Below are 14,399 nucleotides of genomic sequence, written 5' to 3'. Positions count from 1 at the left end.
TGAGCTCCAAAGAAAATGAACGAAAGTTCAAATTCTTGCTCGATCCGAAATCGCTTGAAAATCAATGAGCTAAACGACGCGCCGCCGGGAGACGGCTCATGTTCCGTCGCGGCAAACCCGGCTGCGCTTTCACAGGCGCAGCTCTTCCGGGCGATAAGAAAAACAGATTGGATTGGTCAATCTTCGCAATGGATAACGGGCAGATCAGCCCTTTGTCGCACCGAAGGTCAGCCCCGCCACGAAATGCTTCTGCATTGCAAAGAACATCGCCACGGAGGGCAGCGCGGCAAGGATAGACCCGGCCGACACAAGATTCCATGCTGTGGTCCACTGTCCCTTCAATGCCGCGACACCGACAGTAATCGGCGCGGCCTCGTCCCCTTGTGTCAAACACAGCGCCCAGAAATAGTCATTCCAGACAAACGTGAATACGAGAATCCCCAGCGCTGCGAGCGCCGGCCGAATCAGAGGAAGCACGATCCGGCAGAACACCTGCCATTCGCTAGCGCCTTCCACACGAGCCGCCTCGACGAGCTCGAACGGCAACTCCTTGATGAAGTTGCGCAGGAAGAGCGTGCAGAAACCTGTCTGAAACGACAGATGAAACAGAATCAGCGCGCTCACGGTGTTGAACAGACCGAGTTGCAACGATAGATCCCGCACCGGAATCATCAACACCTGCACCGGCACGAAATTACCCGCGACAAACGTCGCGAACAAAGTCGAATTGCCGCGAAACCGGTAGGTGGCGAGCGCGAATCCCGCCATCGCGGCAAGCGCGATCGCCCCCACGACGGCAGGCACCGTGATCAGCACGCTGTTCCAGAAGTAATGCAGCATCGGCGAGGTCGTCAACGCCTCACGATAGTTATCCAGCATCGCGAAGTGCTTCGGCCACCCCCAGTAATTTCCCTCGCTCAGTTCCTCCGACGAGCGCACCGACGTCACCAGCACCGCGATCATCGGCAGCAGCCAGATCAGCAGCGCGAGCGGCAAAGTCAGTTTGTACGCGCGGCGCGTTGCCGGCTTCCATTTGTCGATGGCGATCGGAAACATGGTCGGCTCCTTAACCTTATTGCTCGGCGCGCAGCATCCGCCGCAAGTGATAAACGATGTACACCAGCATGATGGCGAACAGCACCACCGCCACCGCGGCGGAATAGCCGATGCGGTAATACTTGATCGCCTGGTCGTACATGTAATACGCGAGCACGGTCGAACTCTCGAACGGTCCGCCGCCGGTCATCACCGAGATCAGATCGAAGCTGCGCAACGCGCCGATCACGGTGACGACGATCGCCATGAACGTGGTCGGCCGCAATTGCGGCAGAATCACGTGCCACAGCAACGACCAGCCGCGCGCGCCTTCCATGCGCGCGGCCTCGATCTGCTCGGCGTTCAGCGACGTCAGGCCGGTCAGGTAAAGAATCATGCAATAGGCGGTTTGCGGCCACAGCGCCGCGAATACGATCCCGAAGGTCGCATAGCGGGCGTCGCCGAGCACCGGCACGCCGTGGCCGAGAATCAGCGCAAGCAAGCCGAAAGTCGGGTCGTAGAACCATGAGAAGATCAGACCGACCACCACGCCCGACAGCACGAACGGCGCAAAGAACAGCGATTTGACGATGCGAATGCCGGCCACGGCCTGATTCAGATACAGCGCGACGGCGAGTCCCATCGGCGGAGCGAGCAGGAACAACAGCAGCCAGATGAGGTTGTTCTTCAGCGCGGTATAGAACGCCGGTGTATGGACGAGTTCGACATAGTTCGCCAGGCCGGCAAAGACCGGCTCGGTCATGCCGTCCCAGTTGAAAAAGCTCAGACGAATGGTCGACAGGATCGGCCACACCACATAGACGGCCACCATCACGCAAGCCGGTGCGAGAAACAGGAAGGCTGCACGCCGTTGCCGGCGCGCGGTCGGCGATGGACGACGCCGGCGCGCCAAGGCGGGCGGCCCGCCGCGCAATGCACCGCCTGATGCCGGCACGCCTGAATCGGCGGGACCGGTGACAGTGCGACGGCTGACGGAGTGCGACACGATTACTCTCCAGATCGAACGTGGCGAATGGTGACCAAAGCGGGTGACCAAAGCGGGTGGCCAAAGCAGGCGGCCCGAAGGCCGCCACCGCTTACTTCTTGTAGATGCGCTTGCGCGTCTGCTCGAGTTGCGCGAGCACGTCGTCGAGTTTCGACGGATCGGCGACGAACTGCTGCATCCCCTTCATCCCTTCATCGGCCATTTCCTTCGTCATGTCGCGATCGTAGAACTGTGCAATACCGCCCTTCGTGTTCGCGAGAATCTGGAAGCCGATTTTCGAAATCGGATCTTCGGGTTCCGGCGACTTGCTGTTCGCCGACAGAGAACCGAGACCCGTCGCCAGCTTCGCGCCGATTTCAGGCGTCTCGACGAACGCGAGGAAGGTATGGGCATCCGCCTTGTTCTTCGCCTTCGACGGAATATGCAGCGATTCCACCGGACCGTCTTCGGCGGTCGGCACCTTCGCGTCGATGATCGGGAACTGGAAGTAGCTCATTTCCGCTTTCACATTCGACGGGAAGCCACCCGTGATGAATGTGCCCATCAGCATCATCGCGGCCTTGCCCTGGAACAGGAATGGCTGCACCGCGTCCAGATCGTAGGAGAGCGAGTTGTCGATGAAATAGCCGGCGTCGATCAGTTGCTTCCAGGTCGTGTACACCTTCTTGACGCGCGGATCGGTGTACGGCACCTCGCCCGCCATCAGCTTCTGATGGAACGCGTTGCCGTTCAGGCGCAGGTCCAGATAATCGAACCAGCCTGCCAGCGTCCACGCATCGCGTCCGGCGACGGCGATCGGCGCAATGCCGGCCGCCTTCAGCTTCTTGCAGGCGTCCAGAAACTGATCCCACGTTTTCGGCTCGCCGGCAATGCCCGTCTTCTGGAACAGATCCTTGCGATAGAACATGCCCCACGAGTAATACACGGTGGGTGCGGCGTACTGCTTGCCTTTGTGCGACGACGCTTCCTTCGTCGACGCGTAGGTATCGTTCCAGCCGTTCTTCGCCCAATCGCCGCTCAGATCTTCGAACAGACCACGTTGCGCGTAATACGCCATGCGCTCGCCGTCATGCCAGTTGACGATATCGGGCGCGACTGTCGAGAGCCACCCGGGCAGTTGCACCTTGTACGCCTCCTCGTCGACGAACGACACCTTCACGTCGATATCGGGATGCGCTTTCTTGAACTCGTCGATGGTCGACTGCCAGACCGCGCGCTGGCTTGCGCCCTTGAACGCAATGTTGACGGCGAGCGTGCCGGCCTGCGCGGTGCTGACGACGAAGGTTCCTGCGGCGGCCGCGGCGAGCGCGAGTGCAAGCAGAATGCTGCGGGGTTTCAGTGTCATGCTCTCTGTCTCCTTTATGCGTTGATTTTGCGTCGTTGTCGTTACTGCATGGAATCCTCAGGCCGGCTCGTCAGGCCGATCGATAAACCGCCACGCCCTGCGGGCCGATCTGGCGCGAACCGATCACGAAAGCGTCGTCGGCCACACCGGCAAGCGTGTGAGCCAGCTCGCCGTAATTGAATACGTAGGTCAGCGCGCCGCGCCGGCTGATCCGCACGCTGTCGCCGAGCGGCGTCGTCTCGATGCCTGCCTCGCGGGCGATCTGCGCGAACAGACGGACCGTGAGCGCATCGTCGAACAGACTCGCGAAGTAATGGAATGCGCCGCTTCGCACATACGCCGGATGGCCGTCCGCGAAGCGCGCGCGAACGTCGAGTGAAGCCTCGCCATCGCTGTCGATGAAATCGCGCCAGTGGCGCGCGAAGCCGTCGTTCACGGCAACGTCCGCGCTGTCTGCAAGCCGCACCGCTTCGGTCACGTTCGGCCGCATCGATTCGACGCGCCACACGCGCAGCGGCAGCACCGAGGCAAGCGCGCCTGGCGGCAAGTTCGCCGGAATCTGCAGATCTTGCGTCTTCGAGCCGGTGCGCGGGCCGAGCACCACCTGTGCGCCCGAGTTTGCCAGCCGCGCGGCAAACTCGGCCGGCACGACCGGCAGCGGCGGCACGACGATCACATGGTAGCCGTCGAGCGGCGCGTCCACTGGAACCACGTCGACATCCAGCCCGAGTGCGCGCAGCGCCGAGTAATACTCGAACGCGAAACGCGGATAGTGAAAGTCCGCGCCCTGCGGATGAATCTCGAGCAGCCACTTCGCTTCGTAGTCGTAGACGAGCGCGACCTTCGCACCGACCGTGTCGATTGCGGCATTGGTGTTGGCGTCCGCCGCGAGCACCGTGCGAATCTCGTCGGCCACCTGCGCGGCCTCGTTGCCTCCGACGTCGAGCCGATTGTCGGGCGTGTTCAACCCGGCGTGCATCTGCTCCTGCGCAAACGGCGCCTGGCGCCAGCGGAAATACGACACGCAGCCCGCGCCATGCGCGAAGGCTTCCCAACTCCACAGCCGCACCATGCCTGGCAACGGCGCCGGATTCCACTGCGCCCAGTTCACTGGCCCCGGTTGCTGCTCCATCACCCAGAACGGCAGCTTCGACATGCCGCGGTAGACGTCGTGATTGAACGAAGCGAAGTCGGGATGCCCGGTGCGCAGCCAGCGCGCCTTGATCTCCGGCGCAAACCATTGCTCTTCGAGCGCGCCGAGCGGATAGCTGTCCCAGGTCGCGACATCGAGATCGGCGGCGACCTTGTAGTGATCGAACTCGGTAAAGAGCTGCATGAAGTTGTGCGCGACCGGCCGTCCCGGCGAATGCGCGCGGATGATCTCGACCTGCATGCGGTTGTAGCGCGCGAGTTCGTCGGACGCGAAGCGCCGGTAGTCGAGCCGGTGCGACGGATGCGCTTCGGTGACGGTCGCCACCGGCGCATCGATCTCGTCGAAGCTGCGGTACTCCATACTCCAGAACACCGTGCCCCACGCGCGGTTCAGTTCATCGACCGTTTGATAGCGCGCCTTCAGCCATTCGCGAAAGCGCCCTACTGCCGCCGGCGAATAGCTGACCACCGTGTGATGGCAGCCGAATTCGTTATCGGTCTGCCAGTACGCGACCGCCGGATGCTTGCCATACCGCTCGGCCACCGCCGTGCAGATCCGCTGCGACGCGGCGAAATACGATGGCGAAGAGAAATCGTAATGACGGCGTGAGCCGAACGCGCGAGGACGTCCGTCCGCGCCGATCGGCAGGATGTCCGGATGGCGGTCGATCAGCCACTTGGGCGGCGTCGCGGTCGGCGTGCACATGACCACCTGCAACCCGGCCGCGCCGAGTACGTCGATCGCGCGATCGAGCCAGCCCCAGTCGTATTCGCCAGGCGACGGTTCGATGCGGCTCCACGCAAATTCGGCAATCCGCACCTGCTCGATGCCGAGCGCTTTCATCCGGCGAGCATCGTCTTCCCACATCGACTCCGGCCAGTGTTCCGGGTAATAACAGACTCCTAGGCGCATCCGAATGTCCTCTTATGCGTAGTGTTCGACGAACTCGAGCGAAGCGGCGGCAAAGCCGTCTTCGGTAAACAAATGACAAGCGCGGCTGGGCACGCGCAAGCCCGCGCGGTCGCCCGGCATCAGGCGCGTGTCGCCAGGCGCTTTGGCGATCAGCGCGGCGCCGCCGGGCTGATCGAGATGGACGTAGCTGTGCTCGCCGAGATGTTCGACGAGCGCAACGGTGCGAGTCAGAACAGCGTCGTCCGTCATGGCCGGGGCCGCGTATTGCGCCGCTGCGGGGTCGATGAACTCGAGGTGTTCGGGACGCACGCCGAGTGTGACGGGTTGCGACGGCTGCAAGCCGTCGCCGCTCACCGGCACGCGCACGTTTTCGGCGGTCTGTTCAAGTGTGACGGTCACGCCATGCGGACCAGCCGACGCTACCCGCGCCGGCAGAAAATTCATCCGCGGCGAGCCGATGAAACCCGCCACGAAGCGGCTCCTCGGCCGGTGGTACAACTCGAGCGGCGCGCCGATCTGGGCGATGCTGCCGTAGCGTTCAGTGTCCTTGCCCGCGTGCAGCAGCACGATTTTGTCGGCGAGCGTCATGGCCTCGACCTGGTCGTGCGTCACGTAGACGACGCTGGCTTTGGCGAACTGCTTATGTAGCCGCGCGATCTCGACACGGGTCTGGCCGCGCAGCGTCGCGTCGAGATTCGAGAGCGGTTCGTCGAACAGAAACACGCCAGGCTCGCGCACGATGGCCCGGCCGATCGCCACGCGCTGCCGCTGACCGCCGGACAATGCCTTCGGCCGGCGCTCGAGCAGCGCTTCCAGTTGCAGAATGCGCGCGGCTTCCCGCACCTTGCGGTCGATTTCGTCCTTTGGGGTTTTGGCGAGCTTCAGGCCGAATGCCATGTTCTCGAACACGGTCATATGCGGAAACAGCGCGTAGCTCTGGAACACCATCGCCACGCCGCGCTGCGCCGCCGCTACGTCGTTGACAAGGCGCCCGCCGATCGACAGGTCGCCGTCGGTCACGTCTTCGAGACCGGCGATCATTCGCAGCAAGGTCGACTTGCCGCAACCGGACGGACCGAGAAACACGCAGAACTCGTTCTCGCCGATCTCCAGATCGACATCGCGGATCACCAGCGCGCCGTCGCCATACGCCTTCTGCACGCCTCTCAACGAAATGCTCGCCATCGCATCGACTCCGTGATTTAATCGGCCCGAAGTCGGAGATTAAGCGCTTAATCAGCAGGGCCAAAAAAAGTCGATCGCATGCGATCGTCTAGCCTTGCCTGTCTCCGAAATCGTTTTGTCTGTGCGGCAAATGGTGCCGCGCCTTTGGCGATGATGCAAATGTCGAACAGTCGTCCCATATATTGAAGAGATCATGCCCACCCTCAGCGAAGTCGCACGTCATGCCGGCGTCACCCCTGCCACAGTGTCCAACGTGCTGCGCAATCGCGGCCGGGTCGGCGCGAGCACCCGGCAGCGGGTGCTCGACGCGGTCGACGCACTCGGCTATCGCCCGCATCTGGCCGCCCGCGCACTCGCCGAGGGTCGCGCGCCGACGCTCGCGCTGATGGTGTCGAGCATCGCCAATCCGTTCTATCCGGAGTTCGCGCTCGCCGTCGAACGCGCGGCGCGCACGAGCGGTCACTTCGTGATCATCTGCAATACGAACGAAGATCCGTTGAGCGGCCGGGCCTATCTGGATCAGATCGCCGGGACGCTTTCCGAAGGCGTACTCGTGACGAACGCGAACCTCGACTTTGCGGATCTTCACGCCACAGAGTCACGCGGCACGCCCGTGGTGCTATGCATGTGGGAACGGCCGAACGAGCCGCCCGGCCTGCCGTGCGTCGCGGTCGATTTTCGCCTGGCTGGCGAGCTGGCCGGCGCGCACCTGCTCGAACTCGGCCATCGCCGGATCGGCGCGATCGTCGGCAGCAAGGCCTCGGGCATCCACGCGTCCCGCTATGAAGGTTTTGTCGATGCGCTGCGTACAGCCGGTGTGCCGAAAGGTTCGGTCAAACATGCGGCCGATACGATACACGGCGGCTACACCGCGACGCGCGCGTTGCTGGAAGCCAATCCGAAGCTCACTGCGATCTTTGCGACCAACGACCTGCCGGCGCTCGGTGCGATGCACGCCGCCGCCGATCTCGGCCTCAACGTGCCCGGTGATCTATCCGTGATCGGCATCACCGACATCCAGCTCGCGCGCGATTCGCGGCCCGCGCTGACAACGATCGCCGTGCCGACCGTCGAAGCCGCCGAACTCGCGGTATCGCTGTTGCGCGAGTTGATAGAAACGGCGCCGCGTCGCGAGAGCGGCCGCTCTAACGGCCCGTCGATGCGAACGGCGCCCAGTCCAAGACTTGTTGTCCGGGCATCGACAGCTGCCCCGCGAACGGCTCGCCCGGAATAGACGGAGAACGAGTCAACGGAAACGCTAGCGCTTGCGGAACGCGTCCAGCGACGACAACGCATTCCCGTGGAAGTCGAACAAGGTGTTGTTGTCCCACTGATCTCCGGCGCCGAGTTTCCATCCGACGTTCGGCGTCGGTATCCATTCGGGTTCCCACCAGAACACGCCTTTGCCGTGGCCGCCGGGTATCGCTTGCACGATATCCGTCAGCGCGCCGAGAAACTGCGTCTGGCCGGCAGGCGTCGGCGGAAAGGTCGACGAACCGGTGTTGGTCATCGCATTCGGCTCAGAATCGCCGTCGCTGGTGGTCCACGGATAAGCAGTCTCGACGACGATCACGTCCTTGTCATAGCGTGTGGCGAGGTCGTTCGCGTTGTTCTGCAGATCGCTGAGCGAGCCCTGCCACTGCGGATAGTAGGACAGGCCGATCACATCGAACGTGACGCCGCGCTGTATCGCGCTGTCGAACCACCAGCGGCTCGTCGCATTGTTGCCACCGCTGTCGATATGCAGCATGACCCTGGTCCGCTCATCGACCGATTTGACCGCATCGTGTCCGGCCTTCAGCAACTGCGCGAGATTGTCCCATTGGTCGTACTTGCCGAGCGGCCACAACATCCCGCCGGTGATTTCATTGCCGACCTGCACCCATTCCGGATGAACGCCATCCTTCTTGAGCATCTTCAGGACCCCCGACGTGTAGTCCGACAACAACGCACAGGTCTGCGCGATATCCTTGCCGGCCCAGTCATGCGGCGCAAACTGCTTGCCCGGATCGGCCCACCAGTCGCTGTAGTGGAAATCGATCAGCACGCGCATGCCGAGCGCGGCAGCGCGGCGAGCCAGCACACGAACATGCTCCGCGTTGTTGTATCCCGCGGCGGGACTCTGGTCGGCCGGATAGAAGTTCGGATTGCCAGGATCGTTCCACACCTTGATACGAATCGAGTCGACGCCGTGGCTCTTCAGAATGGCCAGGCAGTCGCGCGGCTCGCCGTGCTCGTAAAAGCGCGCACCGTTCGCCTCCAGCTCGAGCAGCGTCGACACGTCCGCACCCTTTGCGAAGCGGTTGCCGCGTCCGGACAAATCACGCTCGCCGGCAAGAGCCGGAGCGCCGATCGTTGCGCCGACGCCTGCGGCCGCCGCCGTCGATGCCAGCCAGGACAGCATTTGCCTTCTGTTCATGTGTCATCCTCCATGTGTTGAATGGCGGCTCATCGGGGGCCGCCCGCCCGAAAAATTGAAGCGCTTAAATTCGTGCCTCCGACAAGCCCTTCTCAAACACAATCCGCACGGTTCAGCCGTGTTGACGGGCCGGCGCGAAGCACCCTGCCCGCGGTCTCATACGTTGGTTCCTACGTCTGCCACGCGCAAACATCGCCGGTTCCGAGCTGCGGCTGCCCGAGCACGAAAGTCGCATTGACCGGCGCTGGCGCTTCAACCTGGGCCGCGCCGAAGTTGAACGCGAACGTCAGATTGCCGCGCCGACGGATGCGCAAGCCTTCAGCCAGCATGTGCACCTGGATGCCGGCGTCCTTCGCGGCCTGCTCGAGAACCGCCCGATGCAATGCATGCGACAACCACCCGGCCACATAGCGGACCCGTCCGTGAGCCAGCACCGCCGGCCATTCGTCGTCGAAATGCGCTTCGACGCGAGTCTCGCCATTGGCTCGAACGTGCTCGCGCCAATGCACAGCGACTCCGCGCGTGCCGCCGATCGAAGTCGCGGGCCTGAGCGTCGGGCGCAGCGATTCGACTTCGAGCACCTGGACCGGCAGCACCCGCTGCAACGCGCCGGGCGCGAGGTTCGACGGAATGGCGAAGTCCGCCGTCTTCGAACCGCTCCTCGGACCGAATACCCATTGCGCCGAACTCCGCTCGATCTGCCCGATGAGCGCATCGTCGATCACCGCGATGCTCGGCACCACCACGAGCCCGTACTGCGACAGATCGGCACGACTGGAAACGATATCGACATCGAGGCCGAGCTCGCGCAGCGCCTCGTAGTAGTCGAAGGCGAGCGTTTGATAGTCGAAGGTCTTGCCGTGCCGCTGAATCTCGAACATCCACTGCGTCTCGTAGTCGAATACGAGCGCGGTCGCGGCGCGCGCCGGCGCGTCGAGTCTGGACAGCGCCTTGGACGCGGCAATCTCGCGCGCAGCCTGCTGCACTTCGAGCCCGCCTGGCGACAGTTCGTTGTTCGGCAGGTTGAGTCCCGAGTGCATCTGCTCCTGCGCAAACGGGCACTGGCGCCAGCGAAAATACGACACCAGTTCCGCGCCGTGCGCGAATGCCTCGTAGGCCCACAGCCTGACCATGCCTCTCGCAGGCACCGGATTCCACGACGCCCAGTTCACCGGCCCCGCCTGCTGCTCCATGATCCAGAAGCGCCCGCCGCCGATCGCACGGTAGCGGTCGTGATCGAACGCGGAGACGTCAGGATGCGCCGTGCGTGCGTAAAGCGCCTTCTGCTCGTCAGGCAACGCGATGGACTCGGTTCGCGCGATCGGATAGCTGTCCCACGCGGCCACGTCGATGCCGTTGTCCGCGGAGAACCGATAGTGATCGAAGGTCGTGAAAAAGCCCATGAAGTTGTGCAGCAGATCCGCGTGCGGCGCGAGGCGCCGCAGCACGTCGATCTGCTCGCGATGAAAACTCGCCACCTCGTCGGACATGAAGCGGCGAAAGTCGAGCAGATGGATTGGATTGGCGTCGGTAGGCGTCAGGTTCGGCAGGCCGATCGCGTCGAACGACGGATACTCCATGCTCCAGAACACGTTGCCCCACGCTTCGTTCAAGCCGTGCACGGTTTCGTAGCGGCGTTGCAGCCAGGTCTGGAAACGCCGCCGCGCGGCGGGCGAATAACTCGGCACGGTTTCGTGGCAGCCGAGTTCGTTATCGGTTTGCCACGCGACGATCGACGCATGCGCGCCGTAACGCTCGGCCATGGCGGTCACGATCCGCAAACAGGCCTCGCGGTAAGTCTCGCTGGAAATGTCGTAGTGCCGGCGCGACCCGAAGTTCCAGCGCGTGCCGTCCGCGCGCACCGGCAGCACGTCCGGATCCGCATCGATCAGCCACTTCGGCGGCGCCGCCGTCGGCGTGCCGACTATCAGTTTCAAGCCCTGGGCCGAAAGCGTATCGATCGCTTCGTCGAGCCAGCCCCACACGTATTGGCCGGCGCGCGGCTCCATCCGGCTCCACGCGAATTCCGCTATACGTACGTGCGTAATGCCGAGGTCGACCATGCGCTTCGCGTCGTCGGCCCACATCGCACGGGGCCATTGTTCCGGGTAATAGCACACACCAAATTGCATGAGAGAGTCTCGTTCTGAAGGAGAAATGCCGGTAAGAACCGCCTGTACGCTCAGCCCTTGCTGGCGCCGAAAGTCAGGCCGGCGACAAAATGCTTCTGCATCGCGAAGAACATCAGCACGGACGGCAGCGCGGCGAGCACCGAGCCGGCGGCGACGAGATTCCACGCCGTGGTCCATTGGCCCTTGAGCGCGGCCACGCCGACCGTGATCGGTGCGGCTTCGTCGCCCTGGGTCAGACACAGCGCCCAGAAGTAGTCGTTCCAGACGAAGGTGAAAACGAGAATGCCGAGCGCGGCCAGCGCCGGACGGATCAGCGGCAGAACGATGCGCGTATAGATCGTCCACTCGCTCGCGCCCTCGACGCGCGCCGCTTCGATCAATTCGAACGGCAACTGCTTGATGAAATTGCGCAGGAACAGCGTGCAAAAGCCGGTCTGGAACGACACGTGAAAGATGACCAGCGCCCATACGGTATTGAACAGGCCAACCTTCAGCGCCATGTCGCGCACTGGAATCATCAGGATCTGGATCGGCACGAAGTTGCCCGCGACAAAGGCGAACAGCACGGCGGTGTTGCCGCGGAACCGGTAGGTCGCGAGTGCGAAGCCCGCCATCGACGCCAGCACGATCGCACCGATGACCGAAGGCACCGTGATCAGAATGCTGTTGGCAAAGTAGTGCAGCATCGGCGTCTGCGTGAGCGCCGTACCGTAGTTTTCGAGCAGCGCGACGTGCTTCGGCCAGCCCCAGTAGTCGCCTTGCGACAGTTCATCGGAGGATCGGATCGACGTGACGAGCACGGCCAGCATCGGCATCAGCCAGACAAGCAGCGCGACGGGAAGCGACGCTTTGTACAGCGCGCGGTTGAATGGTTTCCAGCGTTCGACGGGAAGCGGATACATGAGCGGGACTCCAGGAACTCAGCGTTCTTCGCGCAACATGCGGCGCAGATGGAACACGATATAGACGAGCATGATGGCGAACAGCACGACGGCAATCGCCGCGGAATAGCCTTCGCGGTAGTACTTGATCGCCTGGTCGTACATGTAGTAGGCGAGCACAGTGGAGCTATCGAACGGACCGCCGCCGCTCATCACGGCGATCAGGTCGAAGCTGCGCAGCGCGCCGATCACGGTCAGCACGACGGCCATGAAGGTGGCGGGGCGAAGCTGCGGAAGGATCACGTGCCACAGAAGACGCATGCCCTTCGCGCCCTCCATGCGCGCCGCCTCGACCACCTCCGGATTGATGGCCGTGAGACCGGTCAGATACAGCACCATGCAGAACGGCGTCTGCGGCCACAGCGCGGCGAAGATGATCCCGAACGTCACCGTGTGCGCGTCGCCCAGCACAGGAATGCCGTGTCCGATGATCAGGCGCAGCAGCCCGAAGCCGGGATCGTAAAACCAGCTGAACACGAGACCGACCACGACGCCCGAGAGCACGAACGGCGCGAAAAACAGCGACTTCACGACACGCATGCCGCGGATCTGCTGGTTCAGGTACAACGCGAACAGCAAGCCGAGCGGCGGTGCGAGCAGGAACAATGCAAGCCAGATCAGGTTGTTCTTCAGCGCCGTGTAGAACGTGTCCGAGTGGAACAGCTCGATGTAGTTGTCGAGTCCGGCGAAGGTCTTCGGCGTCATGCCGTCCCAGTTATAGAAGCTGAGCGAAATGCTGCTGATGATCGGGTAGACCACGCACAGGCAAAACAACGCACAACCCGGCAACAGGAAGAAAAATGCGGCGCGGTGCTGGTGACGGCGCGTTGTCGAGACGTGCCGGTGCTGAGCCGCCGGCAGGCGGCCCGCTACGGGATGAGACATGATTGGCCTCGTCAGGGATCGAAGGCGAGCGTCAGTCGTCGGGATGCGGCTGACGCTCCCAGGCTTACTTCTTGTAGATGCGCTTGCGGGTTGCTTCGAGACGCACGAGCACTGCATCGATCTGCGATGGATCGCTATAGAACTGCTGCATCGCCTTCATGCCTTCGTCGGCCATTTCCTTGGTCATGTCGCGATCGTAGAACTGCGCGATACCGCCTTTGGTGTTCGCGAGCGTCTGGAATCCGACCTTCGAAATCGCATCTTCAGGTTCGGCCGCCTGGCTGTTGGACGGCAGCTGGCCCCAGCCCTTCGCGAGATCCGCATTGATTTGCGGCTGCTCCATGAACGCCAGCAGCCTGCGCGCATCGGCCTTGTTCTTCGCCTTCGCGGGAAGCAACAGCACATTCACCGGGCCGTCTTCGGCCATCGGCACATTGGCGTCGATCACGGGGAAACGGAAGAAGCCGGTCTCGGGCCTGACGGAGGCCGGGATGCTCGCCGAGAAGAACGAGCCCATCAGCATCATCGAGGCCTTGTCGTTCACGAGAAACGGCGCGATCGAATCGAGATCGTAGGACAGCGCGTTATCGATGAAATAGTGCTCGTCGATCAAGGTTTTCCACGCGGTGTAGACCTTCTTCACACGCGCGTCCGTATATGGCACCTCGCCTGCCATCAGCTTCTGGTGGAACGCGTTGCCGTTGATGCGCAGGTCGAGATAGTCGAACCATGCGGCAAGCGTCCAGCTATCGCGTGCGGCGACGGCGATCGGCGCGACGCCACTTGCCTTGAGCTTCTTGCAGGCGTCGAGAAATTCTTCCCACGTCTTCGGTTCGCCCTTGATGCCTGCCTTCTCGAACAGATCCTTGCGATAGAAAAAGCCGTACGCGTCGTAGCCGAGCGGCGCCGCATACTGCTTGCCCTTATAAGTGGAAGCGTCCTTCACCGACGCATACTGCTGCGACCAGCCGTTCTTGTTCCAGTCCGGCGACAGGTCCTCGAGCAGGCCGCGCTGCGCGTAATACGTCATGCGCTCGCCGTCGTGCCACGAGACCACGTCGGGCGGATCGGTGGCGAGCCAGCCGCCCATCTGCACCTTGTAGGCTTCCTCGGTGACGTAGGTCACCTTGAGATCGACGTCGGGGTTGGCTTTCTTGAATTTGTCGAAGGCATCCTGCCAGGTCGAACGCTGATTTCCGCGTGCCGACACATTGACCGCGAGCGTGGCGGCGTCGGCCGTGGCGCATGAAAGCGCGGCGGTAACCAGAGCGGCGGCAACCGATACGTGAGCTAGCCGGCGAAGGCGATGAGCAATCATCTTTTGTCTCCTTAACTACCTTGTTAGCTGACAGCGCACTGCTGTCAGACGATGTAATCCGCTCTATG

General features: G+C 62.7%; 11 protein-coding genes. 1 reads left to right on the top strand and 10 read right to left on the bottom strand.

Features of this window, described 5'->3' with window-relative positions:
- Positions 1–204: 204 nt before the first annotated feature.
- From AC3WLT_RS26505 to AC3WLT_RS26485, 5 genes are all read right to left on the bottom strand, one after another.
- Positions 205–1,056 carry a carbohydrate ABC transporter permease gene (locus tag AC3WLT_RS26505; RefSeq protein ID WP_492594647.1) on the bottom strand — a complete coding sequence of 284 codons (852 nt, stop codon included), beginning with the start codon at positions 1,054–1,056 and terminating at the stop codon, positions 205–207.
- 16 nt (positions 1,057–1,072) lie between these two features.
- Positions 1,073–2,041, bottom strand: coding sequence for a carbohydrate ABC transporter permease (locus tag AC3WLT_RS26500; RefSeq protein ID WP_492594646.1), 969 nt, complete (start codon positions 2,039–2,041; stop codon positions 1,073–1,075).
- 91 nt (positions 2,042–2,132) lie between these two features.
- Complete coding sequence (locus AC3WLT_RS26495) at positions 2,133–3,386, bottom strand: ABC transporter substrate-binding protein (protein ID WP_492594645.1); 1,254 nt, start codon at positions 3,384–3,386, stop codon at positions 2,133–2,135.
- A gap of 70 nt (positions 3,387–3,456) precedes the next feature.
- Positions 3,457–5,451 carry a beta-galactosidase gene (locus AC3WLT_RS26490; protein WP_492594644.1) on the bottom strand — a complete coding sequence of 665 codons (1,995 nt, stop codon included), beginning with the start codon at positions 5,449–5,451 and terminating at the stop codon, positions 3,457–3,459.
- A 12-nt stretch (positions 5,452–5,463) separates the two neighbouring features.
- Positions 5,464–6,636, bottom strand: coding sequence for an ABC transporter ATP-binding protein (locus tag AC3WLT_RS26485; RefSeq protein WP_492594643.1), 1,173 nt, complete (start codon positions 6,634–6,636; stop codon positions 5,464–5,466).
- Between the two features lie 193 nt (positions 6,637–6,829).
- On the opposite strand from AC3WLT_RS26485, the gene AC3WLT_RS26480 reads away from it, so the two are divergent.
- Positions 6,830–7,870 (top strand): LacI family DNA-binding transcriptional regulator, encoded by a 1,041-nt coding sequence (locus AC3WLT_RS26480; protein ID WP_492594642.1) that lies wholly within the window; start codon positions 6,830–6,832, stop codon positions 7,868–7,870.
- A gap of 24 nt (positions 7,871–7,894) precedes the next feature.
- On the opposite strand, the gene AC3WLT_RS26475 is transcribed toward AC3WLT_RS26480, so the two are convergent.
- The 5 genes from AC3WLT_RS26475 to AC3WLT_RS26455 form a co-directional block, all read right to left on the bottom strand.
- A complete protein-coding gene (locus AC3WLT_RS26475; protein WP_492594641.1) occupies positions 7,895–9,055 on the bottom strand; it encodes a glycoside hydrolase family 53 protein in 1,161 nt (386 codons plus the stop codon).
- A 170-nt stretch (positions 9,056–9,225) separates the two neighbouring features.
- Entirely contained in the window at positions 9,226–11,187 is a 1,962-nt protein-coding gene (locus AC3WLT_RS26470; RefSeq protein WP_492594640.1) for a beta-galactosidase, read from the bottom strand.
- A 50-nt stretch (positions 11,188–11,237) separates the two neighbouring features.
- On the bottom strand, positions 11,238–12,089 hold the full coding sequence (locus AC3WLT_RS26465; protein WP_492594639.1) for a carbohydrate ABC transporter permease: 852 nt from the start codon (positions 12,087–12,089) through the stop codon (positions 11,238–11,240).
- A gap of 18 nt (positions 12,090–12,107) precedes the next feature.
- Positions 12,108–13,013, bottom strand: a complete 906-nt coding sequence (locus AC3WLT_RS26460; protein WP_492594638.1) for a carbohydrate ABC transporter permease — start codon at positions 13,011–13,013, stop codon at positions 12,108–12,110.
- 64 nt (positions 13,014–13,077) lie between these two features.
- Positions 13,078–14,331, bottom strand: a complete 1,254-nt coding sequence (locus tag AC3WLT_RS26455) for an ABC transporter substrate-binding protein (protein WP_492594637.1) — start codon at positions 14,329–14,331, stop codon at positions 13,078–13,080.
- Between the last annotated feature and the right edge of the window lie 68 nt (positions 14,332–14,399).

This window comes from Paraburkholderia sp. FW306-2-2C-D06C, from assembly GCF_058781505.1.
The sequence above is the reverse complement of the archived record's forward strand: the minus strand, read 5'-3'. Positions and strand labels throughout refer to the sequence as shown.